Here is a 24,942-nt window from a genome sequence, read left to right as displayed (position 1 = left end):
CCGGACTGGCGCAATTACGCCGTTACTCGACGGCGTAGGACCAATGACGATTGTGAGCCTTATGCATAATGGCTTATCCAGCTTCGGGAGGGAGAGGTCTGGGGTTTTGCAGCTTCGGCAAATGTGACACGCTCACGAGGCTGACATGGCTCCTGCATCTCACGCGAAGCGTAAGCCAAGCGCGGCTCGGTAGTTTTAATTCGTGCGGAAATAGAAGGAACAGCACGTGGCAGCATTTCCGGAAAAGGCAAAGGTCGTCATCATCGGGCTCGGCGGTATCGTCGGCGCCTCCATCGCTCATCATCTTGTCGAGCGCGGATGGGACGATATCGTCGGCATCGACAAGTCGGGCATTCCGACCGACATCGGCTCGACAGCCCATGCCTCGGACTTCTGTTACACCACCAGCCACGACTATCTCTCGGTCTGGACCACGCAATATTCGATCGATTTCTACGAGAAGATGGGCCATTACGCCCGCATCGGCGGCCTCGAAGTGGCGCGCACCGGCGACCATGCCTGGATGGAGGAAATCAAGCGCAAGCTTTCCTCGGCACGCGCTTTCGGCACGCGCGCCCATTATGTCAGCCCCTCCGAGATCAAGGAGAAGTTCCCCCTGATCGAGGAAGATCAGGTGATGGGCGGTCTCTTCGATCCGGATGCCGGCCTCGTCATTCCGCGCTCGCAGACCGTTGCCGGCAAGCTGGTCGACGCCGCCGAAAAGGCTGGCAAGCTGCAGGTCTTCGGCAACACCCCGGCGAAGTCGCTGATCGTCGAAGGCGGCCGCATCAAGGGCGTCGTCACCCATCGCGGTACCATCATGGCTGACCACGTCATCGTCTGCGCCGGCCTCTGGGGCCGCCTGATCGCGGAGATGGTCGGCGAAGACCTGCCGGTCATGCCGGTCGACCACCCGCTCACTTTCTTCGGTCCCTATAACGAGTTCGAAGGCACCGGCAAGGAGATCGGCTTCCCGCTGCTGCGCGACCAGGGCAACTCCGCCTATATGCGCGACACCGGCGACCCGGCGACGACCGAGGGCGGCCAGATCGAGTGGGGCTATTACGAAGCCACCAATCCGCGCATGTGCCATCCGCGCGATCTTCTCGAAAAACACGAAGCGCGGCTTTCGCCCTCGCAGCGCGACCTCGAGATGGAACAGATCATCGAGCCGCTCGAGCGCGCCATGGAACTGACGCCGATCCTCGGCGAACTCGGCTATAACGAAGGTCACTCCTTCAACGGCCTGCTGCAGGTTTCTGCCGGCGGCGGCGCATCCTGCGGCGAGAGCCAGAAGGTGCGCGGCCTCTGGTATTGCGTTGCCATCTGGGTCAAGGACGGCCCGGGCTACGGCAAGCTGATCGCCGACTGGATGACGGACGGCCGGACCGAAATCGATCACAACAGCATCGATTACGCCCGCTTCTATCCGCATCAACTGACGGAAGAATTCATCGAAGGCCGCTGCTACGAAGCCGCCCAGAAGATCTATTTCCCCGCCGTCCATACCCGCGAGCCCTATCTATCCGGCCGCAACGCCAAGCGCTCGCCCTTCTACGAGCGCGAAAAGGAACTCGGCGGCTACTTCATGGAGCTTGGCGGCTGGGAGCGTGCGCACGGCTATGCCGCCAACGAGCACCTTCTGGAAAAATATGCCGACCGCGTTCCGGTTCGCGAGAACGAATGGGACAGCCGCCATTTCTGGCGCGTGTCGAATGCCGAGCATCTGGCGATGAGCGAGGATTGCGGCATCGTCAATCTCAGCCACTTCCACATGGTCGATATCGAGGGACCTGACCATGTCGAGCTGATGGAATGGTTGTGCGCCGCCAAGGTCGGCGGCGATGCAAACATCGGCAAGGGCGTTTACACCCACTTCCTCGACGACGAGGGCATGGTGCGCGCCGACTTCACCGTCTTCCGCATGGCCGACCGCTGCCGCCTCGTAAACGGCGCCGATGCCGGGCCGCGCGACCTGCACTACATGAAGCGCGTCGCCCAAGACCGCGGCCTTGACGTGACCATCACCGACGTCTCGGAAAAATTCGTGACGATCGGCATCTGGGGTCCGAACGCGCGCGACACGCTGAAGAAGGTCGTGGCCGATCCGGCCGGGCTCGATCAGGAAAACTTCGCCTTTGCGGCGATCAAGCCGATCGAAATATCAGGCAAGACCGTCACCGCCTTCCGCATCTCCTATGTCGGCGAGCAGGGCTGGGAACTGCACATGAAGTACGAAGACGGCCTCGCCGTCTGGGATGCGCTGCGCTCGACCGGTGTGATGGCCTTCGGCGTCGAGACCTATGCAAACTCGCGCCGCATGGAAAAGAGCCTGCGCCTGCAGAATGCCGACCTGCTGACCCAGTACAACTTGATCGAAGCCGATCTCGCCCGTCCGAAGGTCAAGGAAGCCGATTTCCGCGGCAAGGAAAAACATCTGGAATACAAGGCGCGTGAGCACCAGCCCGCCATGCTCTGCACACTTGTCATGACCGAGAATACCGACAAATCGGGCGTGAAGCGTTATCCTCTTGGCAACCTGCCGGTTGTCGATCCCGCCACCGGAGAGGTTCTGGTCGACGAGCTCGGCCGCCGGTCCTACACGACCTCGATCGCCTACGGCCCGACGGTCGGCAAGAACATTGCTCTGGCCTATCTGCCCTGGTCACATTGCCAGGTCGGACGCAAGCTGAATATCGAGTATTTTGCCGAGACCTATCCGGTGGAGGTTGTCGGCGTCGGCTACAAGCCGATCTACGACCCGGAAAACCTGAAGCCGCGCACCTAAAGCGGTTCAGCTTTCAACGAAAGCGGCAGAACCTGCGCACTCAAGCACCTGTGGCGCCGCCAGCACGGCGCCGCATTCATGCGGTTGAGCCGCATTACGCTAAGTGTTGTCTCCATTTGCAGCCTCAACGCCATTGTCAGGCGCACGGCTCGGGACGAACCTCTTCGAGATCAGCCAGCAGCCGAGCGCCCACAGTGCGCCGGCGCACCATCCGGCAAAAACATCCGTGGGGTAATGGACGCCGAGATAGATCCGGCTGAGCCCGATGATGACGGCGAGGAAGACGCCAGCGCCCATGACGAAGATCCGCGTCGAGCGGTAACGCTGGGTGCGCGCCACCAGCGCCCCGAGCGTCAGATAGGTCACCGCCGAGACCATGGCGTGCCCAGAGGGAAAACTGAGATCGCTGACCTCGATGAGATGCGGCACGACATCGGGACGCGGCCGCGCGACGAGGATCTTCAACAGCGTGCTCGCCAGCCAGCCCGACACCACTGACGAAAAGACGAAGATCGCGATCGGCCAGCGCCGGTCGAGCAAGAGATAGACGGTGATGAGAACCGTTAGCAGCGAGAGAACAGTGATGCCGCCGAGGCTGGTGATGTCATCGACGGCATGGGTAAGCCAAGCCGGACCGATCGGTACGGCAAGATCGTCGGCCCGCCGCAGCGCCAGCAGGACCGCCTGGTCGAAACCAAAAGTTTCTCCTTCGAGGACCTCACTCGTCAGCCGCTGCAGCACGAACAGCCCGCCTGCGATCGATGCCAGCATGATCAGCGTCAGTGGCTCATAGGCATTGAGCCTCGCCAGGAAACCGCGTCGTTGAACCTCCGTCATGCCTGCCGTCGAGCTCCCTTCACATCATGTCCTCACCCGCCAGATCGGCAAGGTGAGTCGAAAATTCAAGACCTTGCAAGGTCGAGGAGCCACTTCGCCGAATCTGATCGCCGCCTCATCCCAAACGGCCGGTAGCAAAAGCTCAACCTTCTTTTGCTATGGCTGAAGCAGATTGTCCTGGAGACTTCGGCGATGAAAATTCTGACCGCGATGGTTCTGCTGGCATCCGCCCTGCAGCCGGTCTCCGCCTTCGGCGAGACCGAATGGATGGGCGGCGCAAGACAATGGTCAGTCGGCTATGCCAGCGAACAGCCTGCCTACTGCCGGCTGCTGTGGGAGAGCGAGATCGGCAAGACCATGGAATTCCGCCAGAGCGCGACCGAGACGTTCTGGCTGGTGTCGAAGAACAGCTGGGACATTCCGGCCGGCACGACGACCGAGGTGACGCTGACCGATCGCAATATGACGAAAGTCGTTGCCGCCGAGTTCTTCGACAAGACCACGCTTCGCCTCTGGCCCGCAGGCAGCAAGGGAAGCGGCGGGCTGAAAAAGATCATCAAGAATTCCTTTTCAGGAACCCCTGACGTGCAGCTGACCTTTGCCGGCGACGAAGGCGACTGGACGCTGCCGCTGTCGCGGGTGGACCAGCTCTACCCCACGTTCGCCCAGTGTCTCAAACGCCTCGAAGCCGGCGGAAAACCGAAGCAGGATTCCGACACCAGCAAGCCGTTCTGACGGTCTGCCCGATTCAATTCATCGGTGGCGGCGCAGTCTCGCGGATCAGGCCGCGCACGGCCTCGATATCGCCATTGAGCGGCCGCTCGTCGCCATAATGGGAGATACGCTGCCGCGCGGCCTGATAGACCAGATCCGTACCGGCCGCCCGGGGCGCTGTCGCCGCCAGGAAATCATGCGCTTGGGCGGCGGCCATCAACTCGATCGCCATTATATATTCGGCATTGTCGATGACGGCGAGCAGCTTGCCGGCGGCGGCTGTGGGATGGGCGAGGAAATCCTCCTGCAGGCCCGAGGTCAACCCGCCGTCCATCGCCGCGGGCGCGGCAAGGCGGCGGTTCTCGTTGCTCAGCGCTGCTGCGGTATATTGCGCGATCATGAAGCCGGAATGGCTGCCGGCGTCGCTTGCGAGAAACGGCGGCAGGCCGCTGACCAGCGGATTGACCAGCCGGTCCATGCGTCTTTCGCTGATCACGCCGATCTGTGCCAGCGCAATGGCGAGGCTATCGGCGGCCTGCCCGAGCGCCGGGGCAACGGCATGCGCCTCGGAGGAGACGATCGGCTGCTCCGGCGTGCCTGAAACAGCCGGATTGTCCGTCACCGAGGCAAGTTCCTGATCGGCGATGCGGGCGGAATTGTCGAAGACGTCGCGGGCCGCGCCATGGGCATGCGGGACCGACCGAAGGCTGAGCGCATCCTGGGTGCGCCGGCCGAAGGCGGAGGCGACAAGGCCGCTGCCGCGAAGGCGGGCACGGAGGGACGCTCCCACCTTTTCAATTCCCGCCGATGGGCGCAGCGCCAGCACCGCCTCGTCGAAGGCGGCGATCTGGCAGCCTGCCGCTTCCAGCGTCAGCGCTGCGATGGCATCGGCCCAGTCGAGCAGCCGTTCGGCGCGCAAAAGTGCGGTGGCGGTCAAACCGGTGGCGCAGGCCGTGCCGTTGACGAGGCTCAAACCTTCCTTGGCGCCGAGTACCAGCGGTTCGAGGCCGATCGCGGCAAGTGCTTCGCGGCCGCTCATGCGTTCTCCGCCCAGCATGGCGCTGCCTTCGCCGATCAGGACGAGCGCGGTATGGGCGTTATGGGTGAGGTAACCCGCCGAGCCTTTCGACGGCACCTCGGGAATGCAATCATGCGCCAGCAGTGCTGTGAGATGCGCAACGATCTCGCGCCGCACGCCGGAATGGCCATGAGCGAAATTGGCAATCTGAGCGGCGATGATGGCCCGAACCGCGCGGGCATCAAGCAAAGGGCCGACGCCGCAGGCGTGGCTGAGCACGATGCTGCGCGACAACAGGCTCTGCGAGGGGCGGTCGACCACCGTATCGGCCAGTGCCCCGACGCCGGTGTTGACGCCGTAGGCGCGCACGCCCGTCTCGACGATGCGCGCAACGATACGGCTTGCCTCTTCGACCCGCGCCCAGGCGGCGGGCGACAGCGCAAGCGCCTCCCCTGCCCCGACGCGCGCGACGTCGCGCCAGGTCAGCACTTGATCGATAGTAACGGTCATTGGCCGGTTCCGAAGTGGCCGATGAACTGGCGGAAGGCGGGCGTGGCGCCGCCGGTGAACATCTCCTCCGGCTTGCCGCTGCTTTCGATCAGCCCCTCGCGCATGAAGACGACGCGGTTCGAGACGTTGCGGGCAAAGCTCATCTCATGGGTGACGACGAGCATGGTCATGCCCTCCTCGGCAAGAGCGCGCATGACGCGCAGGACTTCACCGACGAGTTCCGGATCGAGCGCCGAGGTCGGCTCGTCGAACAGCATGACCTTCGGCCTCATCGCCAAAGCGCGGGCGATTGCGGCGCGCTGCTGCTGGCCGCCGGAGAGATGGGCGGGATAGGCATGGCGCTTGTCTGCGATGCCGACCTTTTCGAGCAGCGCCTCGGCCTCGGCGATGCATTCGGCGCGCGGCCGCTTCAGGACATGGATAGGCCCTTCGATGACATTCTGCAGGATGGTCATATGAGACCAGAGATTGAAGGACTGGAAAACCATGCCGAGTTCGGAGCGGATATGATCGACCTGCTTCTGGCTCGCCGGCTTTGTCTTGCCGTTCTTGTGAATCATTTCGATGTGCTCACCATCGACCCAGATCTCGCCGTCGCTGGCGGTTTCCAGCATGTTGATGCAGCGCAGAAAGGTCGATTTGCCGGAGCCGGAGGCGCCGAGCAGCGAAATCACATCGCCGTCTTCCGCATCGAGGGAAATGCCGCGCAAGACCTCGTGCGTGCCGAAGCTCTTGCGGATATTGCGGACCGAAAGTCGGGTAACGCCTGGCATGATTGCTCCAATCAGGTCAAAAACTGCCTATGCCTTCAACGGCTGCGGGGCCGCGCGGCGGTGTCGGGACAGCGAATATTCAAGCAGGGCCATGCCCTGCAGGATGATGAAGTTCAGCACGAGATAGATGATCGCCGCACAGAGGAAGACTTCCATCGTGCGGTAGGTCTGCGAGATCAGCCGCTGGGCGACACCGGTCACCTCCCAGACGGTGACGAGGCTTGCGAGCGCCGTCGACTTCATCATCAGCACGATCTCGGTGGAATAGGCCGGCAGCGCGTGACGGAAGGCGATCGGCGCCAGGATCCGGCGCACCAGCAGGAAGCCGGACATGCCGATCGAGCGCGCCGCCTCGATCTCCTTCGGCGAGACGGCGCGGATGCCGCCGCGGAAGATCTCCGCCGTGTAGCCGGCCGTGCAGAGCGCCAAAGAAAGGATGGCGCAGACCATCGGCTCACGCAGGAACGGCCAGAGGAAGGAATAGCGTATGACGCCGAACTGGCCGAGGCCGTAGAAGACCAGGAACATCTGGATCAAGAGCGGCGAGCCGCGGAAGACGAAGATATAGCCCTTGGCAAAGCCCGACAGCAGGCGGTTGCCGCTGACCCGCATCCAGACGATGACGAGCGCCAGCAGGCCGCCGAAGAAGATCGACAGCGAGAACAGGATCAGCGTCGTCGGCACGGCCTTGAGCAGGGTGACCATGGTCGAAGCGAAGAAGGTGAAATCCATCGTCGCCCCCTTACGCCTGGCCCATGGCCGAGGCCGGCATGCTGCGGTTGGCGCGGCGTTCGGCGCCGTTGAAGATGCGGTCCGAAAGGCTGGTCAGGATCAGGTAGAGGCAGCCGCCGGCGATGAAGAACAGGAAATACTGCCGCGTCGAGCCCGCCGCCACCTGGCTGGTGCGCATCAGCTCGGCCAGGCCGGTGACGGAGATCAGCGCCGAATCCTTGAGGCTGAGCTGCCAGACGTTGCCGAGGCCGGGAATGGCCAGCCGCAGCACCTGCGGCATGATAATGCGGCGAAAGCGCAGGCCGCGATGCATGCCGATCGCCGAGGCCGCCTCGAGCTCCCCCTTGGAAATGGCGAGGAAGGCGCCGCGGAACACTTCCGCCTGATAGGCGCCGGAAATGATGCCGACGGCAAGCGCGCCGGCGGCAAAAGACGGCAGGCCGAGGAAACCCTCATAGCCCATCGCCTTGCCGATCGAGGTGACGGCCGAGGAGCCGCCGAAATAGATGAGATAGATGATCAGCAGTTCCGGCACGCCGCGAAACACGGTCGTATAGACATTGCCGAGGGCGACGAGGAAAGAGTTGCCGGAGAGCTTTGCCGCCGCGACGATCGCGCCGAGCACCGCGCCGATCGCCAGCGCCGTCGCCGTGACGGCCAGCGTCATCAAGGCGGCGAGAATGAGCAGCGCGCCCCATCCGGTCGAGCCGAAGCCGAGCAGTTCCAAGCTTGCCATATCGTCCGTTCCCCGTCCGTGGCAGTGTTTTGTGAATTCAAGAATAACACGCGGTCTCCGGCATTGAAGCCGGAGACCGGCGCCTGCGGCCAAAAGGCCGAAAGGCTTATTGCTGCGGGCTGACGTCGACCTTGAACCACTTCATCGAAAGGCTCTTGACCGTGCCATCGGCAAGCGCCGATTTGATCGCCACGTTGAACTTGTCGCGCAGGTCGGTATCGGCCTTGCGGACGCCGAGGCCTTCGCCCTCGCCCCAGATCGAACCGACGATCTCCGGGCCGGTGAAATCGAGCGCGCCGTTGGCGGCCTGGAAGGCATTGGCGAAATAGACGGCGTCGTCGAAGCCGAGGTCGATGCGGCCGTTCTGCAGGTCGAGGTCGCGGTCGGCGCCAGTCTTGTATTCGCGGATCTCGGCAATGTCGCCGAAATTGTCATAGACGAACTTGGCGTAGACGGTCGCTGCCTGGATGCCGATCGTCTTGCCCTTGAAGGCGGTCTTCAGCGCTTCGATTTCCTTCACGCCGGTCTGGCCGGGCGTCATCTTGATCGTGGCGCCGGTGCCGGCGGCCTTCGCCAGCGGGCTGTCCTTGGCGGTCGCAAAGGCGGCAGGGGTGGCGGCATAGGGAATGGTGAAATCGATCACCTGCTTGCGCTCGTCGGTGATCGACAGCGCATCCATGATGACGTCGAACTTGCCGGCATTGAGAGCCGGGATCATGCCGTCCCAGTCGGAGGCAACCAGCGTGCATTCGATCTTGGCGCGTTCGCAGAGCACCTTGGCAAGCTCGGGCTCGAAGCCGCCGAGCGTGCCATCGGCATTGGTGAGATTCCACGGCGCATAAGCGCCCTCAAGCGTGATGGTCGCCTTCGTCCAGTCCTTGGAAAAGGCGGGAGCTGCGAAAGCGGAAAAGGCGGCGACGCCGCAAAAAAGAATTGCGCTTAATTTCATCGATGAATTCTCCTCTGGAGTTGAAACAGACCTTGCGGCACCGCCGATCTCCGCCGGCTTGCCCGTTCTGTCCTTTTTTCATCGAGGACCGTTCGGGAGGTTGTATATGGTACCATATGAGATATTTTGTGTTATGCAAGAGGAAAGTCGTTTTATGTGGCGAATTGTATCCGTGCAAAAGGAATAGGCAATGAAGCGTTCCGGGGAGATGAAGCGCGATCTGGCGGGAAATGACAGCACGCCGCTTTATGCCGGCGTCAAGCAGGTGATCCTCGACCGCATCCACAGCGGCGAATGGCCGCCGAAATACCGCGTGCCATCGGAAAATGAACTGGTCGTCGAGCTCGGCGTCAGCAAGATGACCGCCAACCGGGCGCTGCGCGAACTCGCCAATGAAGGCGAACTCGTCCGCATCCAGGGCGTCGGCTCGTTCGTCGCCGAGCGCAAGGGTTATTCGGCGCTGTTCGAGGTGCGCAACATCGCCGAGGAGATCGCCGAACGCGGCCATGTCCACGAGGCGTCCGTCGTCGTTCTCGCCCAGGAAACGGCCTCTCCCGAGATCGCCGACGCCTTGGAACTTGATATCGGGGCGGCGGTGTTCCACTCGCTGATCGTGCACAGCGAAAACGGCGTGCCGGTGCAGATCGAAGACCGTTTCGTCCATCCGGAAGCCGCCCCCGACTATCTCAAGCAGGACTTCACGACGCTGACGCCGAACGCCTATCTGACGGCGGCCGCCCCGCTCAGCGGCTCCGAGCACGTCGTCGAGGCGGCGATGCCGCAGGCGTGGGAATGCAAGCTGCTCACCATCCTCAAGACCGAGCCGTGCCTGACGATCCGCCGGCGCACATGGTCGGCAAAGCAGGTGGTCTCGACCGCACGTCTCGTCTATCCCGGCTATCGCTATCGGCTCGAAGCGCGCAGCGGCAAGATGTTCGAAGAGTAAAAACACCTGCCATCTTGTATATGGAACCTATTGCGATGCCGGCGTGAACCGCGCCACCAGCGCGTGGCGATCGCCCGGATAGGTGAAGCGGACATGGGTCACCGGACCGGCGCCGCTCCAGGTGCGGCGTTCGACCACCAGGCAGGCGGTGTTGCGGGCGATGTCGAGCGCCGCGGCCACCTCAGCACTGGCGGAGACCGCGTGGATCCGGTGTTCAGCCGTGCTCCACGGCACCTGGTTGAGCAGCCACGGCCCCGGCGCCACCGCCAGAAAATCGGCATCGGCGGCCTCAGGCACGGTCGCAAGGCTGATCAGCCGCTCCTCCAGGCAGAAGGGCTGCGCCCCGGCATTGTGGATGCAGACCACCTCGACGACCGAAGACGCTACGGGCAGTTCCAGCCGGCTTCTGTCTTCCGCCTTCGCCTTGCGGCTCGCCTTCTTCGAAAGCGCATAGGAATAGGGCAGATTCAGCGACTGCACCTCGGCCTTGATGTCGTGGATTTCGAGCACGGCCGATTGCGCCTGGGGCTGGGTGACGAAGCTGCCGGATTTCTTGCGGCGCTCGATGAGCCCGGCCTTGGCGAGCTGGGTCAGCACCTTGTTCACCGTCATGCGCGAGCAGTCATACTGCGTGGCGAGATCGACCTCGAAGGGAATACGATGCCCCGGTGGCCATTCGCCCGAGACGATACGGCCCTCGATCTCGCCCAGGATGCGCTGGTGCAAGGTCAGATCCCTGCTTTGGTTCATCGCCACGTTCCGATTGATCTCCCGATCTAGATCGAATGCCTTGGAAGGAAAAGCGCTTTATCAGGCAGCCAGCAACTCGCCCATTGCGGCGAGGAACCGCCGGTCGATGGCGTCGCGCTCGCGATGGCGGCCGCCTTCCACCTGCTTGCGGCCGCGCGCCCAGACGCAATCGACGGAAACGCCGCCGGCAAACAGCCAATGGTCGAGGATCTGGTCGCCCGAGAGATAGGGAACGGCAGACGTATCGAGCGAAACGAGATCGGCGTGATAGCCCTCGACGATACCGGCCGGCGCTTTCAGCGCGGCACCGCCGCCGGCAAGGGCGTGGGTGAACAGCGAAAGCGCCGTCGAACCGCCGGGCGCTGCCACCACATTGCGGGCGCGCAGCGCCAGTCGCTGCGAATATTCGAGCTGGCGCAGTTCCTCCGGCACGGAGATCAGCACGTTTGAATCCGAACCGATGCCATAACGGCCGCCCTCTCCGAGGAAGAGCGGCGCGGCAAAGGCGCCGTCGCCGAGATTGGCTTCGGTGATCGGGCAGAGGCCGGCAACCGCCCCGCTCTTCGCCATCCGCCGCGTCTCGTCTCCGGTCATGTGCGTCGCATGGATCAGGCACCAGCGCTCATCCACAGGCATATGATCGAGCAGCCACTCCACCGGTCTTGCGCCCGACCAGGCGATGCAGTCCTCGACCTCCTTCACCTGCTCGGCGACATGGATGTGGATGGGGCCGTCGCCCGCCATCGGCACAAGCTTCGCCAACTCCTCGGGGGTGGCGGCGCGCAGGCTGTGCGGCGCCAGCCCGAGTTCGGCGCCGTCGAGCCGGCCGGTCACTACACGGCATCCCTCCATCAGCTCTTCGAAGCTTTCCAGCGAATTGATGAAGCGCCGCTGGCCTTCGATCGGCGCGGCACCGCCGAAGCCGGAATGGGCATAGAAGACCGGCAGCAGCGTCAGGCCGATGCCGGTCGTGTCGCTCGCCGCGCCGATACGCTCGGCAAGCTCGGCGATATTGGCATAGGCGCCGCCGTCCTTGTCATGGTGGAGATAATGGAATTCGCCGACACGGGAAAAGCCGGCTTCCAGCATCTCCGAATAGAGCTTGGCCGCGACCGCCTCGACATGATCGGGCGTCATCGCCAGGGCAAACTTGTACATAACAGTGCGCCAGCTCCAGAAGCTGTCATTGGCGGGCCCACGCACTTCGGCAAGACCGGCCATCGCCCGTTGGAAAGCATGGCTGTGGAGGTTGCCCATGGCCGGGACGATCAGAGCATGGCGCTCATCGCCTGGCGCGGCGGCAACGTCGGACTCGACCCGGGCGATGCGCCCGGCCTCGAGCGTCAGCCGCACGTTCTTCCGCCAGCCTTGCGGCGTCAGCGCCGTCTCTGTGTGAAGTATGGTCATGACCTTCTTCTCCTCCTGCCGCGCCGCCGATCTTTCTTTTCCAGAAAAGCGCGCAAAATTTCTCTTGTCACCTGCTGATTATGTATATACATGTTTCGGCATAAGGAAAGGCGCAAAGCTGATGAGCGGGAACAATTTTTCTGGAGGTACCCCATCCGCCGACATCCGGCCGGTGCTGTGGCGCAATGCGCGGCTGGCGACGCTGGCGCCGGACAGAGCGGGTCTCGGCATCGTCGAAAAAGGCGCCGTGCTGACTGAAGGGGGCCGTATTGCCTTTGCCGGCGCCGAAAGCGAATTGCCGGCATCCGCCATCGAGCAATCCGAAATCGTCGACCTCGAAGGCCGCTGGGTCACCCCCGGTCTCGTCGACTGCCACACCCATATCGTTCACGGCGGCAATCGCGCCCGCGAATTCGAGATGCGCCTTGCCGGCGCCACCTACGAAGAAATCGCCCGCGCCGGCGGCGGCATCGTCTCCTCGGTGAAGGCCACCAATGCGCTGTCGGTCGAAGACCTCGTCGCCGAGGCGCTGCCGCGGCTCGATACGCTGCTTGCCGAAGGTGTCACCACGATCGAAGTGAAGTCCGGCTACGGGCTGAATCGGGCCGGCGAAGTGAAGATGCTGCAGAGCGCCCGGCTGCTCGGTCATATCAGACCGGTGCGCGTCGCCACCAGCTATCTCGGCGCGCATGCGACCCCTGTCGAATACAAGGGCCGCAACGGCGACTATCTCGACGATGTCGTGCTGCCCGGCCTCGACGACATGTATAATCTCGGCCTCGCCGATGCTGTCGACGGCTTCTGCGAGGGCATCGCCTTTTCCCCGGCCGAGATCGCCCGCGTCTTCGACAAGGCGAAGGCGCTCGGCCTGCCGGTCAAGCTGCATGCCGAACAGCTCTCCAATCTCGGCGGCGCCAAGCTTGCTGCCTCATACGGCGCGCTTTCGGCCGACCATCTCGAATATCTCGACGAAGATGGCGTTGCCGCGATGGCGGCTGCCGGCACTGTCGCCGTGCTCCTGCCCGGTGCCTTCTACGCCATCCATGAGAAGCAGAAGCCGCCGGTCGAGGCGCTGCGCCGGGCGGGCGTGCAAATCGCGATCGCGACAGACTGCAATCCCGGCACCTCGCCGCTGACCTCGATGCTGCTGACCATGAACATGTCGGCGACGCTTTTCGGCCTCACCGTCGAGGAATGCATCGCCGGCGCCACCCGCGAAGGCGCCCGCGCTCTCGGCCTCATCGCCGAGACCGGAACGATCGAGCCCGGCAAGTCGGCCGATCTCGCCGTCTGGAATGTCGAAAACCTCGCCGAGCTCGTCTACCGCATCGGCTTCAACCCACTTCATGCACGCGTCTTCAAGGGCGAAAGGAACGGCCGATGACCATCACCCTCCACCCGGGCTCCGTCTCGCTCAACGACCTCGAGACCATTTACTGGATTGGCGAGCCGGCAAGGCTCGATCCCGCCTTCGATGCCGGCATAAACAAGGCCGCCGCCCGCATCGCCGAGATCGCCGCCGGCAACGCCCCGGTCTATGGCATCAATACCGGTTTCGGCAAACTCGCCTCAATCAAGATCGACAGCGCCGATGTCGCTACCCTGCAGCGCAATCTCATACTGTCGCATTGCTGCGGCGTCGGCGCGCCCCTACCCGACAATATCGTACGGCTGATCATGGCGCTGAAGCTGGTCTCGCTCGGCCGCGGCGCCTCCGGCGTGCGGCTGGAACTGGTGCGGCTGATCGAGGGCATGCTGGAAAGGGGCGTCATCCCGCTGATCCCGGAAAAGGGCTCGGTCGGCGCCTCCGGCGATCTTGCGCCGCTCGCCCATATGGCGGCGGTGATGATGGGCGAGGCTGAAGCCTTTTTCGCCGGCGAACGTCTTTCCGGCGCCGAAGCCCTCGAACGCGCCGGACTGAAACCGGTCGTGCTCGCCGCCAAGGAAGGCCTGGCGCTGATCAACGGCACCCAGGCCTCGACGGCACTGGCGCTCGCCGGCCTCTTCCGCGCCCATCGTGCTGCCCAATCCGCCTTGATCACCGGCGCAATGTCGACCGACGCGGCCATGGGTTCGTCTGCGCCCTTCCATGCCGATATCCATACGCTGCGTGGTCATAAGGGGCAGATCGATACCGCGGCCGCCCTTCGCGGCCTGCTCGAAAACTCCGTCATCCGCCAAAGCCATATCGAGGGCGACGAGCGCGTGCAGGATCCCTATTGCATCCGCTGCCAGCCGCAGGTCGACGGCGCCTGCCTCGATCTCTTGCGCTCGGTCGCCCGCACACTCGAAATCGAGGCCAATGCGGTCACCGACAATCCGCTGGTGCTCTCGGACAATTCCGTCGTCTCGGGCGGCAATTTCCACGCCGAACCCGTCGCCTTCGCCGCCGACCAGATCGCGCTCGCCGTCTGCGAAATCGGCGCCATCTCGCAGCGCCGCATCGCGCTGCTGGTCGACCCCACCCTCTCCTACGGCCTGCCGGCCTTCCTCGCCAAGAAGCCGGGCCTGAATTCCGGCCTGATGATTGCCGAGGTCACCTCGGCGGCGCTGATGTCAGAAAACAAGCAGATGTCGCACCCGGCGTCGGTCGATTCAACGCCGACCTCGGCCAACCAGGAAGACCATGTCTCCATGGCCTGCCATGGCGCCCGCCGTCTGCTCGGCATGACCGAAAACCTGTTCGCCATCATCGGCATCGAGGCGCTGACCGCTGCCCAGGGCGTCGAACTACGCGCACCGCTGTCGACGAGCCCGGAGCTTTTGAAAGCAATCGCTGCGATCCGCGCCAAGGTGCCGAGCCTCGATAGTGACCGCTACATGGCCGGGGATCTCGCCGCCGCCGCCGCACTGGTGGCGACGGGGGCGCTGAATGGCTCGGTTTCGAATGGCATTTTGCCGGTTTTGGAGGGTTGAGATGATGGCGAAGGAGAAAGTCCCCTCCCCAACCCCTCCCCACAAGGGGGAGGGGCTTACCGTGCGGCCCTCGCCGCGTTCACCCTCCATCGCAGATCATGCAGCCGGCGCGTTGGTTTGCGAGGCGGTGCCACAGCTTAGCCCCTCCCCCTTGTGGGGAGGGGTTGGGGAGGGGTTTTGATGACCGCACCATACGAAATCCGCCAGGGCACCTCGCCGATCATCCTCGGCTTCCCCCACACCGGCACCGACGTGCCGCCTGACATCGCCGACCGTCTCAACGACAATGGCCGGATCCTCGCGGATACCGACTGGCACATCCACCACCTCTATGACGGGCTGCTCGATGACGTCACCACCGTGCGCGCCACCTTCCATCGCTACGTGATCGACGCCAACCGCGATCCGGCTGGCGTCAGCCTCTATCCCGGCCAGAACACCACCGGCCTCGTTCCGGAAACCGACTTCGACGGCAAGCCGATCTGGAAGGATGGGCAGGCGCCTGACGAGGCCGATGTCGCAGCGCGGCTCAGGGATTTTCATGCGCCCTATCATGCCGCGCTGGCCGCCGAGATCGAGCGTGTGAGAGGGCTCCACGGCGTCGCAATCCTCTATGATTGCCACTCGATCCGCTCGCATATTCCTTTCCTGTTCGAAGGCAAGCTGCCAGATTTCAATATCGGCACCGATATGGGCAAGACCTGCGACGGCGCCATCGAGCAGGCGACGCTGACCGTCGTCGAAGCCGCCGAAGGTTACGACAGCGTGCTCAACGGCCGCTTCAAGGGCGGCTGGACGACCCGCCATTACGGCCGGCCCGAGACCGGCGTGCACGCGATCCAGATGGAGCTCGCGCAATCGACCCATCTGCAGACCGAGACGCCGCCCTTTGCCTATGACAGCGCCAAGGCGGACCGGCTTCGCGCCCATCTCAAAAACATTCTGGTGCGCCTCGAACAGATCGCACCCGGCCTGAAACGATAAAGCTCACTCGACAGGGGAACCGTCATGACCAATCCACGCCATAACATTCGCGAAATCCGCGCGCCCCGCGGCAACGATCTCAATGCCAAGAGCTGGATGACCGAAGCGCCGCTGCGCATGCTGATGAATAATCTCGATCCCGACGTCGCCGAAAATCCGAACGAGCTCGTCGTTTATGGCGGCATCGGGCGCGCCGCGCGCACCTGGGAGGATTTCGACCGCATCGTCGCGACGCTGAAGACGCTGACGGAAGAGGAAACCCTGCTTGTGCAATCCGGCAAGCCGGTCGGCGTCTTCCGCACCCACAAGGATGCGCCGCGCGTGCTGATCGCCAACTCCAATCTGGTGCCGCATTGGGCGACCTGGGATCATTTCAACGAGTTGGATAAGAAGGGCCTTGCCATGTACGGCCAGATGACGGCCGGCTCGTGGATCTATATCGGCACGCAGGGCATCGTCCAGGGCACTTACGAGACCTTCGTCGAGGCCGGCCGCCAGCATTACGGCGGCAATCTCAAGGGCAAATGGATCCTGACCGGCGGCCTCGGCGGCATGGGCGGCGCCCAGCCGCTCGCCGCCGTCATGGCCGGCGCCTGCTGCCTCGCCGTCGAATGCAATCCCGACTCCATCGATTTCCGCCTGCGCACCCGCTATCTCGACGCCAAGGCCGAAACGCTCGATGAAGCGCTCGAGATGATCGACCGCTGGACCAAGGCTGGCGAGGCCAAATCGGTCGGCCTGCTCGGCAATGCCGCCGAAATCCTGCCGGAGATGGTTCGTCGCGGCATCCGCCCCGATATGGTCACCGACCAGACCTCGGCGCATGATCCAATCAACGGCTACCTGCCGAAGGGCTGGACGATGGCCGAGTGGAAGGCCAAGCGCGAGAGCGATCCGAAGGCAGTCGAAAAAGCCGCCCGCGCCTCGATGCGCGAACATGTCGAGGCGATGATCGCCTTCTGGAATGCCGGCATTCCGACGCTCGACTACGGCAACAACATCCGCCAGGTCGCCAAGGAAGAAGGCCTCGAAAACGCCTTCGCCTTCCCCGGTTTCGTGCCCGCCTATATAAGACCGCTGTTCTGCCGCGGCATCGGCCCCTTCCGCTGGGCGGCCCTCTCCGGCGATCCGGAGGATATCTACAAGACCGATGCCAAGGTGCGGGAGCTGACCCCCGGCAATACCCACCTGCACAACTGGCTCGACATGGCCAGGGAGCGCATCGCCTTCCAGGGCCTGCCGGCGCGCATCTGCTGGGTCGGCCTCGGCGACCGTCACCGCCTGGCACTGGCCTTCAATGAAATGGTCAGGAATGGCGAGCTTTCCGCCCCGATCGTCATCGGCCGCGATCATCTCGACTCCGGTTCCGTCGCCTCCCCGAACCGCGAAACCGAAGCGATGAAGGACGGCTCCGACGCCGTTTCCGACTGGCCGCTGCTGAATGCCCTGCTCAACACCGCCTCGGGCGCCACCTGGGTATCGCTGCACCATGGCGGCGGCGTCGGCATGGGCTTCTCCCAGCACTCCGGCGTCGTCATCTGCGCCGATGGCACCGATGATGCGGCAAAGCGCCTCGAGCGTGTGCTCTGGAACGATCCGGCGACCGGCGTCATGCGCCACGCCGACGCCGGCTACGACATCGCCCTCGACTGCGCCCGGGACAAGGGCCTGCGCCTGCCCGGCATTCTCGGGAACTGAGCCTCGTGAGGATCCTGCGCGCCGGCGATTACAAACGCATGCCGTGGAAAAACGGCGGCGGCGAAACGGTGGAGATCGCCGTTTCGCCCGACGATGCCGGCCTTGCCGGCTTCGACTGGCGCGTCAGCATGGCGACGGTCGCAACCAACGGCCCGTTTTCGATCTTCCCCGGCATCGACCGGACGCTTGTGATTCTCGACGGCAACGGCATGGTGCTCGACATTGAAGGCCGGGCACCGGCGCTGCTGACAACGGCAAGCGATCCCTTGCCCTTCCCGGCGGATATCCCGGTGGCCGCCAGGCTCCAGGACGGCGCGATCACCGATCTCAACGTCATGACGCGCCGCGCGGGCCTTGCCCACACGCTGATCCGCATCGACATCGATGGCGGCACGTCCATGCCGCTGACGTCGTCGACATGCCTGCTGCTCTGCCATCGCGGCGCATTGTCATTCCGGCGGGACGGCGAGAGCGGCACGCTTGCGGCCGGCGATGCGCTGCTGATTGCGGATGCGGCTGGAACCGCACTGGAAATCGACGGCGAGGCCAGATGTTACCTCGTCTCGATCACCACGCCCTGATCTTCGTACAACGGCTTGAAAAAATTCAACAATCGAAAAATGGCTCAGGCTTTCGCAGCGACGATTGCGATTTCCGGCCATGGACGTCATTCCTGCTTTTGGTCTAAACTTCGCCTTGCTGATGCAGAAGAAGACCTAGACTGCCTGGACGTGCCGGGTAGCAATGGAGCAGGCGTGACGGATCCCTACGATATTCTCGGTGTTGAACGCGATGCGGACGAGGCCCAGCTGAAGGCTGCCTATCGGCGCCTGGCGAAGGTTGCTCATCCGGATTCCGGCGGCGATTCGCAGGCCTTCGACAATCTGCAGAAAGCCTATGCGCTGCTTCTCGACCCGGTCCGCCGCAAGGTGTTCGACGACACAGGCTATGACGTCGAATTCGCCGATGCCGCCGAGCTGCAGGCGCTTGTGATTATCGAGAAACTGGTCACCGACGCTGTACTCGACGAGCGCGCGCCCGGAAGTTTCGATCCCGTCGCCGTCATGCAGGACAGCCTGTCGGAGGAACTGCGTAAGGCGCGGTTCAGCAAGAGCGAGCTGGAGCGCCACGCCTCGCGCGTCGCCCTGCATCTGGAGCGGCTCGAAAAACAGTCCGGCCGCGATGTGCTCGCCCACATGTTCCGCGCCCGCATCGAAGCGATCGCCAAGGCGGTCGCGGAAACCGAGGCAAAGATCAAGGCAACCGAACGCGCCGCCGACATGCTGAGCGGCTACGTCTACGACATCGATCCATCGCTGCTGCCGGAGGCCTCGGTCACCAACCTCGAATGGATCGAGACCTCCAGAAACCGCTCCACCGGCTGACGCAGCAGGCGATAAAGCCGTTAGTAAGACAGCTTTGGATACCAGTCCGGCGCCCGGCCTTCCGGCGTCGTGTCGATCAGTGTCCAGAGCGGCATGAGGTCGGGTGCGCCGCGCGGGTCCTCGCCGGGATCGGAGGTGACGTCGCCCATTTCCTGGCTCCAGAAGTGGCGGATGGTGCCGTCGCGCCGGGTGAAGACGTTGTAGGCAGGGTCATCACCGCCGCCTTTGCCGATGGCGTGGTAGTCGCGGCTGTAATCGCCGGTCGTGTCGGAATAGAGCGGCAGGTGATGCCAGCCGCGTTCTTTCTTGAAGGCAAGCAGCTTTCCGATCGGCGAGCGGGCAACGACCGCAAGGGCGGCGCGCTGCTGGATGTCGGGCACCTCGCCATCCCAGGCCGACAGCAGCGAGGTGCACATCGGGCATGGACGCTCGCGCTCCGGCCCGAACATATAGCTGTAGACGATCAGCGTCTCCTTGTCGGCAAAGAGCTCGGTGAGCGAGATCGGCCCGTCGGCGCCTTCGAAGCGATAATCCTTCTTCACCTCGCCGCCCGGCGGCAGCGCCCGGCGCTGTCTCGCGACGCGCTCGATGTGCCGGCGCAATTCGATCTCTTCCGCGAGCAGCGCGTCGCGGGCTCTGCGATATTCCTTGCTCTCATTCGGGAAACGAACGCCATTCTTGGCCGCGAGTACGGCGGCTGGTGCCAGCTGACTGTTATCCATGACAATCCTCCTGTCATTGCCTGATGATGTGCCGACCTCAAGGCAATATGCAGCACATCGTTAGAATGACGATCGGAACATGCGAAAATCGACAGGGCAACGAAAAATATCCCGCTTCGGAATCCCGAAATTCCCCGCTTCGGGATTCCGAAATTCGAGCCGGTTTGCGCGGGATGGCCGCGGAGAAATAGTCAAGGATTTCAAAGCCTCAACCTATTTCGGGATTCCGAAATGCTATATAGATCTTGGTGGGGTTATGCACGCTCGCCACACAAAACTGCTCGAACGTCCGGATGCCTGAAGAGCAAAAAGGGCGCTCGACCCTTGCGGGGAGCGCCCTTATCCTGTCGGACAGCGAACAGCTCGACGACGTCGATACCGGGCGCATCCATTTTTCAGGCAGGGCCGCTATATGGACGCTTGCATTCGCCGTTTCAAGGTGTTTTTGCAACATCTTTAGCGAGCGGCCGCTAAAGGGCGGCGCCGGTCACGGGATTGACCACCGGCCGCTCGCTTTTGTCGCCCTCCCCAGCCGGCTGCACGGTCGGCGGCGCCATCGATTCGGCGTCGCCGGGTTCCGGCTTGCCGGGAACGGCATTGACGTCCTTGGGGCGGCGCTGCTCGGGCTTTACGTTTTCATCATTCGTCGACATTGTCTGTCTCCTTTCCAGGGAAGAAGTCCGGGCTGCCGACATGGTTCCGGCGGCGGATGGAGGATTGCCGATGCCCGAGAGGTTTTTGCTGCAGGGGCCGCAGGATGCGCGCGTCACCATCCTTCTTGCCCATGGCGCCGGCGCGCCGATGGATTCGGCGTCGATGACAGCGGCGGCCGACGCGCTTGCCGGCGTCGGCTTTCGCGTCGCCAGGTTCGAATTCGCCTATATGGCCGCCCGCCGCACCGGAGTCCGAAAGCCGCCGCCGCGCGCCGACACGCTCAATCCCGAATATGAGGCGGCGATCGCCGCGCTCGAGGCCGGCGGCCCTCTCATCATCGGCGGCAAGTCGATGGGCGGACGGGTTGCGAGCATGGTCGCCGACAGTCTCTACGACAGGGGAAAGATCGCCGGGCTGCTCTGCCTCGGCTATCCCTTCCATCCACCCGGCCAGCCGGAGAAGCTGCGCACCGGCCATCTCAAAAGGCTCGCGACACCCGCGCTGATCTGCCAGGGTACGCGCGACGAGTTCGGGACAAAGGACGAGGTGCCGGGATACGATCTCTCCGAGCGGACCGAGATCCTCTGGCTCGAGGACGGCGATCACGACCTGAAGCCGCGCAAGAAAATCTCCGGCTTCTCCGCCGCCGACCACCTTGCGACGATGGCGAAGACGGCAAAGGCATGGGCCGAACGCCTGCCCGTTTAGGTACCGGCTTTCGGCCGCCGCCGTCGGGTGGAAAGCTTCCTCACATGGATGCGCCGGTCGGCGGCGAAAACGGTGATTTCGAAATGATCGGCCTGCACCACGTCGCGGATATTCCTCGGCCGGTGCGCCGCGACGTTCACCCCGCCTCTCAGCCGCACGCTGTCATAGAGAATGCCGGCGCCGCCACTCGAGCGCACCTCTTCGCCGAGCACCTGCGATGCAGCGTGGCTCGTGCCGTCATAGATATCGGGCCGCAGCGTCTGTTCGCCGCGAATGTCGAGATAGTCGCCGATCAGGGTGGCGGTATAGCTGCGATAGGTGCGCGCCATCGTCGCCACCCCACGCGCCACAGCCTCGCGGCGGAGATGATGACCGACCTCGGCGGCGGCTGTCTTCAGATTGTCGGCCGCATACCAGGCGCCGAGATCGGGGCCATTGAACCGCATGCCGCCGGGTGCGACATGCAGGAATGCCGCCATCACGATGCTGGCATTGGGCGTGCCGTAGACCCATTCGTTCTCGGGAAGCCGCCGAATGCGGTCGGCCACGAGCCGGTCATTGGTCCATCCCACAAGTTCCATGACGGCTTCGAGATCGGCCGCCCTCGCCACAGTATCGAAGAGACCGATCGGCGGAAATTGCGACGGGATCAGCCGGTAGGACGGTCGCGGCGCCTCGGCGAAACGGTCGCTCACCGGAAGACGATGTCCGCGTCTTCGTAGGGCGTGAATGCCTCGTCGAGCCGGTTCGGCGGCATATAGAGCCCGCCGCGCGCGCCGTCGAGAAACCGGCGCACAGTTATCAGCCCGTCCTGGGTGCCGCTTGTGACGATATCGAGCGGCGGGTGGCCGCCGAAGACAGGCGCCTGATGCGGCGTTCGCAGCCAGTCGATTCCGGCGCGTTCGTCGGCAAACAGCACGCCGAGCGCCTGGTGGATGCCGAGCACGGCGGAGATCCGGGTCAGCGTATCGACATCGAGGGTGAAGGCGCCGTGCTCACGCGCCTGCTTGGCCCAGCTGTGATAGGTCGAGCGGGAGGGATAACCGAGCACGAGGAGGCGCTGTTCTTCAGTGAGCCCCCAGAGATCGGCGATCGCCAGGAAGGTCCGCAAGGCCGGCGGGCTCAGCCGTCTTCGATTGGCCGGCGCAAACCGCTGCGTTTCCAGCCGTTCCGGCTCCTGCTCCCTGTGTCTCGCCTGCTGCATAGCATTCTCCTGTCTTGAACTAGATTTAGTCCAAATCTGGGCATCCGGCAAGTTAATTGGAAGTGGGAATTCAGGATAGCTCTCCGGCCGCCTCGCGGATCGTCTGCATCAGGATCGATTGCGGCAGCGATGGCACCGCATCGGCGCGCATCGTCAGCCCGACCGGCCCCTTGGTTTCGCCGGTGTCGATCGGCAGAAGCGCCAGCCGCCCATCGGCGACATCGCCTGCCACCACGCCGTTGGAAATGATCCAGATCGCATCGCTTGCCCTCAAGAAGGCGCGGCCGAAGGAGTCCGACACCGTCTCGATCTGGTTCGGCAGGCTGGAAATACCGTTGGCGATGAGGAAATTTTCGACGACCGGCCGGATGATCGAGCCGCGCGTCGGCATCAGCACCGTGTAGTCGGCGAAACCGGCAAAGGGCGATTGCCGGCCATCGAGCAGCGGATGGCCGGAACGCACAGCAAACACCACCTGCTCGGAATAGAGATGTTCGAAGGAAAAGCCCGCCATCTTCTCAGCTCCGGCCAGGCGGCCAACCACGAGGTCGAGATCGCCGACGCGAAGCTGCTCCAAGAGCACGGCGTTTTCGCCGGTGACGATCTTCACCCGGCTACGGGTATTTTCCTGGAGGAAGAGTTCCATCGCCCGCGGCATGACGCGCGACGACACCGTCGGCAGGGCGCCGATCCGGATCGGCGGCGCATCGGCGAACTGCTCCTGCGAGACGGAATCGAGACCCTGGCGCAGCGCCGTCAGCGCGGCGCCTGCATGCCTCAAGAAAACCTCGCCGTAACGGGTGATCTTGATGCCGCGGCCGTCGCGCTCGAAGACGGCAACACCCAGCACCTCCTCCAGTTCGCGGATCGTCTTCGTCACCGCCGGCTGGCTGACATGCAGCAGTTCCGCAGCCCTCATCACACTCTTCTGCCGCGCCACCTCGACGAAGGTCTGCAGATGGCGAAACTTGACGCGGCTGTCGATCATCGGTTTCCATAACTCCAGAGTTATCGAAAATCCGTAAAATATCATTTTACTTAACCGGATCAACCATTCAATTTTGCGGTTGGAACACCAGGTGAGCCAGCCCCTCATCCGGCTGCCGCCACCTTCTCCCCGCTCGCGGGGAGAAGGGACATGCCGCGCCGGCGTCCTCCCTCTCAACGTTGCGTCGGGCACGTCCCCTCGCCCCGTTTACGGGGAGAGGGTTAGGGTGAGGGGCAGTCATTGGCGCGAAGCGGGCAGCTGGGACTCACGACCGACCATGGCGACCCAAAGAGCGAGGAGAGTAACGTGCAATTCGCCCGCATAAATGACGTGACGATCCATTATCAGGTCATCGGCGCGCCCGCCGACCGGCCGGTGATCGTCTTCATCAATTCGCTCGGGACGGATTTCCGCATCTGGCGCGATGTCGTGGTACGGCTTGCCGGCGATTACGCCATCGTGCTGTACGACAAGCGCGGCCACGGCCTTTCCGACGTCGGCCAGCTCCCCTCGTCGATCGAGGATCATGCGACCGATCTTGCCGGCCTGCTCGACCTGCTCTCGGTCAAGGATGCCGTCATCTGTGGCCTCTCGGTTGGCGGCCTCATCGCTCAGTCGCTCGTTCAGCACCGGCCGGATCTCGTCGGCGCCCTCATCCTTTGCGACACCGCCCACAAGATCGGCACGGCAGAGAGCTGGAACGCCCGCATTGCCGCCGTCAAGAAAGATGGCATCGGCAGCATCGTCGACGCCATCATGGAGCGCTGGTTCACGCCGGCCTTCCGACGGCCCGAAAACACCGCCTATTCCGGCTATTGCAACATGCTGACGCGCCAGCCCGTGGAGGGTTACCTCGCCGCCTGTGAGGCGATCCGCGACTCGGATTTCACCGAGGCCGCGAAGTCGATCGCTGTGCCGACAATCGGCATCGTCGGCGACCAAGACGGCTCGACCCCGCCCGATCTCGTGCTCTCCACGGCGCGGCTGATCCCCGGCGCCCGTTACGAGGTCATCCGCGACTGCGCCCATATTCCCTGTGTCGAGCAGCCGGAGGCGTTGACGGCGATCATCCGCGCCTTCCTCACATTGATTTCGCCTGGAGAAAGCAGCCCATGAACGAGACCGCGTCCCCCTCCGAACGCTACCGGCAAGGCATGGCGACCCGCCGCGCCGTGCTCGGCGACGCCCATGTCGACCGTGCCGCAGCCGCCGAGACCCGCTTCGACCGCCCGTTCCAGGAGCTGATCACCGAAGCCGCCTGGGGTCATGTCTGGTCGCGCCCAGCGCTGACCAAGCGCGAGCGCTCGATCATCACGATCGCCCTGCTGGCCGCACTCGGCCAGGATGAGGAGGTCGCCATGCATGTGCGCGCTACGGCCAATACGGGTGCGACGCGCGAGGATATCTGCGAGGCGCTGTTACATGTGGCGATTTATGCCGGCGTTCCCGCCGCCAATCACGCCATTAAGATTGCCAAACAGGCCTTTGCACAGATGGACGCCGAGAAGGCGGCCTGAGGGGGA

The 24,942-nt window shown here is 63.7% G+C and carries 25 protein-coding genes; 12 read left to right on the top strand and 13 right to left on the bottom strand.

Features of this window, described 5'->3' with window-relative positions; all coding sequences use genetic code 11:
- The first annotated feature begins 226 nt into the window (after window positions 1–226).
- The gene (locus QWJ46_RS03835; RefSeq protein WP_302749116.1) at window positions 227–2,788 is read left to right on the top strand and encodes an FAD-dependent oxidoreductase; all 2,562 of its coding nucleotides are present in this window, start codon (window positions 227–229) and stop codon (window positions 2,786–2,788) included.
- Between the two features lie 99 nt (window positions 2,789–2,887).
- Here QWJ46_RS03835 and QWJ46_RS03830 read toward each other — a convergent pair whose 3' ends face one another.
- The gene (locus tag QWJ46_RS03830) at window positions 2,888–3,625 is read right to left on the bottom strand and encodes a phosphatase PAP2 family protein (RefSeq protein ID WP_302749114.1); all 738 of its coding nucleotides are present in this window, start codon (window positions 3,623–3,625) and stop codon (window positions 2,888–2,890) included.
- Between the two features lie 192 nt (window positions 3,626–3,817).
- On the opposite strand from QWJ46_RS03830, the gene QWJ46_RS03825 reads away from it, so the two are divergent.
- Window positions 3,818–4,360 (top strand): hypothetical protein, encoded by a 543-nt coding sequence (locus QWJ46_RS03825; protein ID WP_184455849.1) that lies wholly within the window; start codon window positions 3,818–3,820, stop codon window positions 4,358–4,360.
- A 13-nt stretch (window positions 4,361–4,373) separates the two neighbouring features.
- Here QWJ46_RS03825 and hutH (QWJ46_RS03820) read toward each other — a convergent pair whose 3' ends face one another.
- From hutH (QWJ46_RS03820) to QWJ46_RS03800, 5 genes are all read right to left on the bottom strand, one after another.
- On the bottom strand, window positions 4,374–5,867 hold the full coding sequence (hutH, locus tag QWJ46_RS03820) for a histidine ammonia-lyase (protein WP_302749111.1): 1,494 nt from the start codon (window positions 5,865–5,867) through the stop codon (window positions 4,374–4,376).
- A complete protein-coding gene (locus QWJ46_RS03815) occupies window positions 5,864–6,640 on the bottom strand; it encodes an ABC transporter ATP-binding protein (protein WP_302749110.1) in 777 nt (258 codons plus the stop codon). Before QWJ46_RS03815 ends, hutH (QWJ46_RS03820) begins: the two co-directional genes overlap by 4 nt.
- Window positions 6,641–6,667: 27 nt before the next feature.
- Window positions 6,668–7,372, bottom strand: coding sequence for an ABC transporter permease (locus tag QWJ46_RS03810; protein ID WP_302749109.1), 705 nt, complete (start codon window positions 7,370–7,372; stop codon window positions 6,668–6,670).
- A 10-nt stretch (window positions 7,373–7,382) separates the two neighbouring features.
- Complete coding sequence (locus tag QWJ46_RS03805) at window positions 7,383–8,108, bottom strand: ABC transporter permease (protein WP_184455842.1); 726 nt, start codon at window positions 8,106–8,108, stop codon at window positions 7,383–7,385.
- Window positions 8,109–8,214: 106 nt separating this feature from the next.
- Window positions 8,215–9,057, bottom strand: a complete 843-nt coding sequence (locus tag QWJ46_RS03800) for a transporter substrate-binding domain-containing protein (RefSeq protein WP_302749107.1) — start codon at window positions 9,055–9,057, stop codon at window positions 8,215–8,217.
- Window positions 9,058–9,247: 190 nt separating this feature from the next.
- Here QWJ46_RS03800 and hutC (QWJ46_RS03795) point away from each other — a divergent pair, with 190 nt between their 5' ends.
- A complete protein-coding gene (hutC, locus tag QWJ46_RS03795; RefSeq protein ID WP_184455837.1) occupies window positions 9,248–10,003 on the top strand; it encodes a histidine utilization repressor in 756 nt (251 codons plus the stop codon).
- Between the two features lie 27 nt (window positions 10,004–10,030).
- Here hutC (QWJ46_RS03795) and hutC (QWJ46_RS03790) read toward each other — a convergent pair whose 3' ends face one another.
- Both hutC (QWJ46_RS03790) and QWJ46_RS03785 read right to left on the bottom strand, forming a co-directional pair.
- Window positions 10,031–10,753, bottom strand: a complete 723-nt coding sequence (gene hutC, locus QWJ46_RS03790) for a histidine utilization repressor (RefSeq protein ID WP_184455835.1) — start codon at window positions 10,751–10,753, stop codon at window positions 10,031–10,033.
- 60 nt (window positions 10,754–10,813) lie between these two features.
- Window positions 10,814–12,160, bottom strand: coding sequence for a formimidoylglutamate deiminase (locus QWJ46_RS03785; protein ID WP_302749103.1), 1,347 nt, complete (start codon window positions 12,158–12,160; stop codon window positions 10,814–10,816).
- Between the two features lie 121 nt (window positions 12,161–12,281).
- Between QWJ46_RS03785 and hutI the strand changes: the two genes are divergently transcribed.
- The 6 genes from hutI (at window position 12,282) to QWJ46_RS03755 (ending at window position 19,143) form a co-directional block, all read left to right on the top strand.
- Window positions 12,282–13,544, top strand: a complete 1,263-nt coding sequence (gene hutI / locus QWJ46_RS03780) for an imidazolonepropionase (protein ID WP_302749102.1) — start codon at window positions 12,282–12,284, stop codon at window positions 13,542–13,544.
- Window positions 13,541–15,076 (top strand): histidine ammonia-lyase, encoded by a 1,536-nt coding sequence (gene hutH / locus QWJ46_RS03775; protein WP_302749100.1) that lies wholly within the window; start codon window positions 13,541–13,543, stop codon window positions 15,074–15,076. The genes hutI and hutH (QWJ46_RS03775) overlap by 4 nt, the downstream gene beginning before the upstream one ends.
- 180 nt (window positions 15,077–15,256) lie before the next feature.
- Window positions 15,257–16,060 carry an N-formylglutamate deformylase gene (gene hutG / locus QWJ46_RS03770; RefSeq protein ID WP_302749099.1) on the top strand — a complete coding sequence of 268 codons (804 nt, stop codon included), beginning with the start codon at window positions 15,257–15,259 and terminating at the stop codon, window positions 16,058–16,060.
- Between the two features lie 24 nt (window positions 16,061–16,084).
- Entirely contained in the window at window positions 16,085–17,758 is a 1,674-nt protein-coding gene (gene hutU / locus QWJ46_RS03765) for a urocanate hydratase (protein WP_049733013.1), read from the top strand.
- Between the two features lie 5 nt (window positions 17,759–17,763).
- Window positions 17,764–18,339, top strand: a complete 576-nt coding sequence (locus tag QWJ46_RS03760) for a HutD family protein (protein ID WP_184455823.1) — start codon at window positions 17,764–17,766, stop codon at window positions 18,337–18,339.
- Window positions 18,340–18,513: 174 nt separating this feature from the next.
- Window positions 18,514–19,143, top strand: a complete 630-nt coding sequence (locus QWJ46_RS03755) for a J domain-containing protein (protein ID WP_302749097.1) — start codon at window positions 18,514–18,516, stop codon at window positions 19,141–19,143.
- Between the two features lie 20 nt (window positions 19,144–19,163).
- On the opposite strand, the gene QWJ46_RS03750 is transcribed toward QWJ46_RS03755, so the two are convergent.
- Both QWJ46_RS03750 and QWJ46_RS03745 read right to left on the bottom strand, forming a co-directional pair.
- Entirely contained in the window at window positions 19,164–19,865 is a 702-nt protein-coding gene (locus QWJ46_RS03750) for a DUF899 family protein (RefSeq protein WP_302749096.1), read from the bottom strand.
- 470 nt (window positions 19,866–20,335) lie between these two features.
- Window positions 20,336–20,518, bottom strand: a complete 183-nt coding sequence (locus QWJ46_RS03745) for a hypothetical protein (protein WP_302749094.1) — start codon at window positions 20,516–20,518, stop codon at window positions 20,336–20,338.
- 70 nt (window positions 20,519–20,588) lie between these two features.
- Between QWJ46_RS03745 and QWJ46_RS03740 the strand changes: the two genes are divergently transcribed.
- The gene (locus tag QWJ46_RS03740) at window positions 20,589–21,227 is read left to right on the top strand and encodes an alpha/beta fold hydrolase (RefSeq protein ID WP_302749092.1); all 639 of its coding nucleotides are present in this window, start codon (window positions 20,589–20,591) and stop codon (window positions 21,225–21,227) included.
- Here QWJ46_RS03740 and QWJ46_RS03735 read toward each other — a convergent pair.
- The 3 genes from QWJ46_RS03735 to pcaQ all read right to left on the bottom strand — a co-directional run bounded on the left by QWJ46_RS03735 (window position 21,224) and on the right by pcaQ (window position 23,419).
- Complete coding sequence (locus QWJ46_RS03735; RefSeq protein ID WP_302749091.1) at window positions 21,224–21,922, bottom strand: RES family NAD+ phosphorylase; 699 nt, start codon at window positions 21,920–21,922, stop codon at window positions 21,224–21,226. The genes QWJ46_RS03740 and QWJ46_RS03735 overlap by 4 nt on opposite strands.
- A complete protein-coding gene (locus tag QWJ46_RS03730; RefSeq protein WP_085780914.1) occupies window positions 21,919–22,431 on the bottom strand; it encodes an MbcA/ParS/Xre antitoxin family protein in 513 nt (170 codons plus the stop codon). Before QWJ46_RS03730 ends, QWJ46_RS03735 begins: the two co-directional genes overlap by 4 nt.
- A gap of 70 nt (window positions 22,432–22,501) precedes the next feature.
- The gene (gene pcaQ / locus QWJ46_RS03725; RefSeq protein ID WP_302749089.1) at window positions 22,502–23,419 is read right to left on the bottom strand and encodes a pca operon transcription factor PcaQ; all 918 of its coding nucleotides are present in this window, start codon (window positions 23,417–23,419) and stop codon (window positions 22,502–22,504) included.
- Window positions 23,420–23,725: 306 nt separating this feature from the next.
- On the opposite strand from pcaQ, the gene pcaD reads away from it, so the two are divergent.
- Window positions 23,726–24,535 (top strand): 3-oxoadipate enol-lactonase, encoded by an 810-nt coding sequence (gene pcaD / locus QWJ46_RS03720; protein WP_302749088.1) that lies wholly within the window; start codon window positions 23,726–23,728, stop codon window positions 24,533–24,535.
- Window positions 24,532–24,936, top strand: a complete 405-nt coding sequence (gene pcaC / locus QWJ46_RS03715) for a 4-carboxymuconolactone decarboxylase (protein WP_302749087.1) — start codon at window positions 24,532–24,534, stop codon at window positions 24,934–24,936. The genes pcaD and pcaC overlap by 4 nt, the downstream gene beginning before the upstream one ends.
- The last annotated feature ends 6 nt before the right edge of the window (window positions 24,937–24,942 follow it).

The sequence above is a fragment of the Rhizobium sp. CBN3 genome (genome assembly GCF_030518245.1).
Classification (GTDB): Bacteria; Pseudomonadota; Alphaproteobacteria; order Rhizobiales; family Rhizobiaceae; genus Rhizobium; species Rhizobium aethiopicum_A.
Note: the sequence above shows the minus strand (reverse complement) of the source record. Positions and strands in the feature narration are given on the sequence as shown.

Coding starts and splice junctions, on each gene's coding strand:
- QWJ46_RS03830 (WP_302749114.1), bottom strand. CDS start 3,625: ATGACGGAGGTTCAACGACGCGGTTTCCTGGCGAGGCTCAATGCCTAT.
- QWJ46_RS03825 (WP_184455849.1), top strand. CDS start 3,818: ATGAAAATTCTGACCGCGATGGTTCTGCTGGCATCCGCCCTGCAGCCG.
- hutH (WP_302749111.1), bottom strand. CDS start 5,867: ATGACCGTTACTATCGATCAAGTGCTGACCTGGCGCGACGTCGCGCGC.
- QWJ46_RS03815 (WP_302749110.1), bottom strand. CDS start 6,640: ATGCCAGGCGTTACCCGACTTTCGGTCCGCAATATCCGCAAGAGCTTC.
- QWJ46_RS03810 (WP_302749109.1), bottom strand. CDS start 7,372: ATGGATTTCACCTTCTTCGCTTCGACCATGGTCACCCTGCTCAAGGCC.
- QWJ46_RS03805 (WP_184455842.1), bottom strand. CDS start 8,108: ATGGCAAGCTTGGAACTGCTCGGCTTCGGCTCGACCGGATGGGGCGCG.
- QWJ46_RS03800 (WP_302749107.1), bottom strand. CDS start 9,057: ATGAAATTAAGCGCAATTCTTTTTTGCGGCGTCGCCGCCTTTTCCGCT.
- hutC (WP_184455837.1), top strand. CDS start 9,248: ATGAAGCGTTCCGGGGAGATGAAGCGCGATCTGGCGGGAAATGACAGC.
- hutC (WP_184455835.1), bottom strand. CDS start 10,753: ATGAACCAAAGCAGGGATCTGACCTTGCACCAGCGCATCCTGGGCGAG.
- QWJ46_RS03785 (WP_302749103.1), bottom strand. CDS start 12,160: ATGACCATACTTCACACAGAGACGGCGCTGACGCCGCAAGGCTGGCGG.
- hutI (WP_302749102.1), top strand. CDS start 12,282: ATGAGCGGGAACAATTTTTCTGGAGGTACCCCATCCGCCGACATCCGG.
- hutH (WP_302749100.1), top strand. CDS start 13,541: ATGACCATCACCCTCCACCCGGGCTCCGTCTCGCTCAACGACCTCGAG.
- hutG (WP_302749099.1), top strand. CDS start 15,257: ATGACCGCACCATACGAAATCCGCCAGGGCACCTCGCCGATCATCCTC.
- hutU (WP_049733013.1), top strand. CDS start 16,085: ATGACCAATCCACGCCATAACATTCGCGAAATCCGCGCGCCCCGCGGC.
- QWJ46_RS03750 (WP_302749096.1), bottom strand. CDS start 19,865: ATGGATAACAGTCAGCTGGCACCAGCCGCCGTACTCGCGGCCAAGAAT.
- QWJ46_RS03745 (WP_302749094.1), bottom strand. CDS start 20,518: ATGTCGACGAATGATGAAAACGTAAAGCCCGAGCAGCGCCGCCCCAAG.
- QWJ46_RS03740 (WP_302749092.1), top strand. CDS start 20,589: ATGCCCGAGAGGTTTTTGCTGCAGGGGCCGCAGGATGCGCGCGTCACC.
- QWJ46_RS03730 (WP_085780914.1), bottom strand. CDS start 22,431: ATGCAGCAGGCGAGACACAGGGAGCAGGAGCCGGAACGGCTGGAAACG.
- pcaQ (WP_302749089.1), bottom strand. CDS start 23,419: ATGATCGACAGCCGCGTCAAGTTTCGCCATCTGCAGACCTTCGTCGAG.
- pcaC (WP_302749087.1), top strand. CDS start 24,532: ATGAACGAGACCGCGTCCCCCTCCGAACGCTACCGGCAAGGCATGGCG.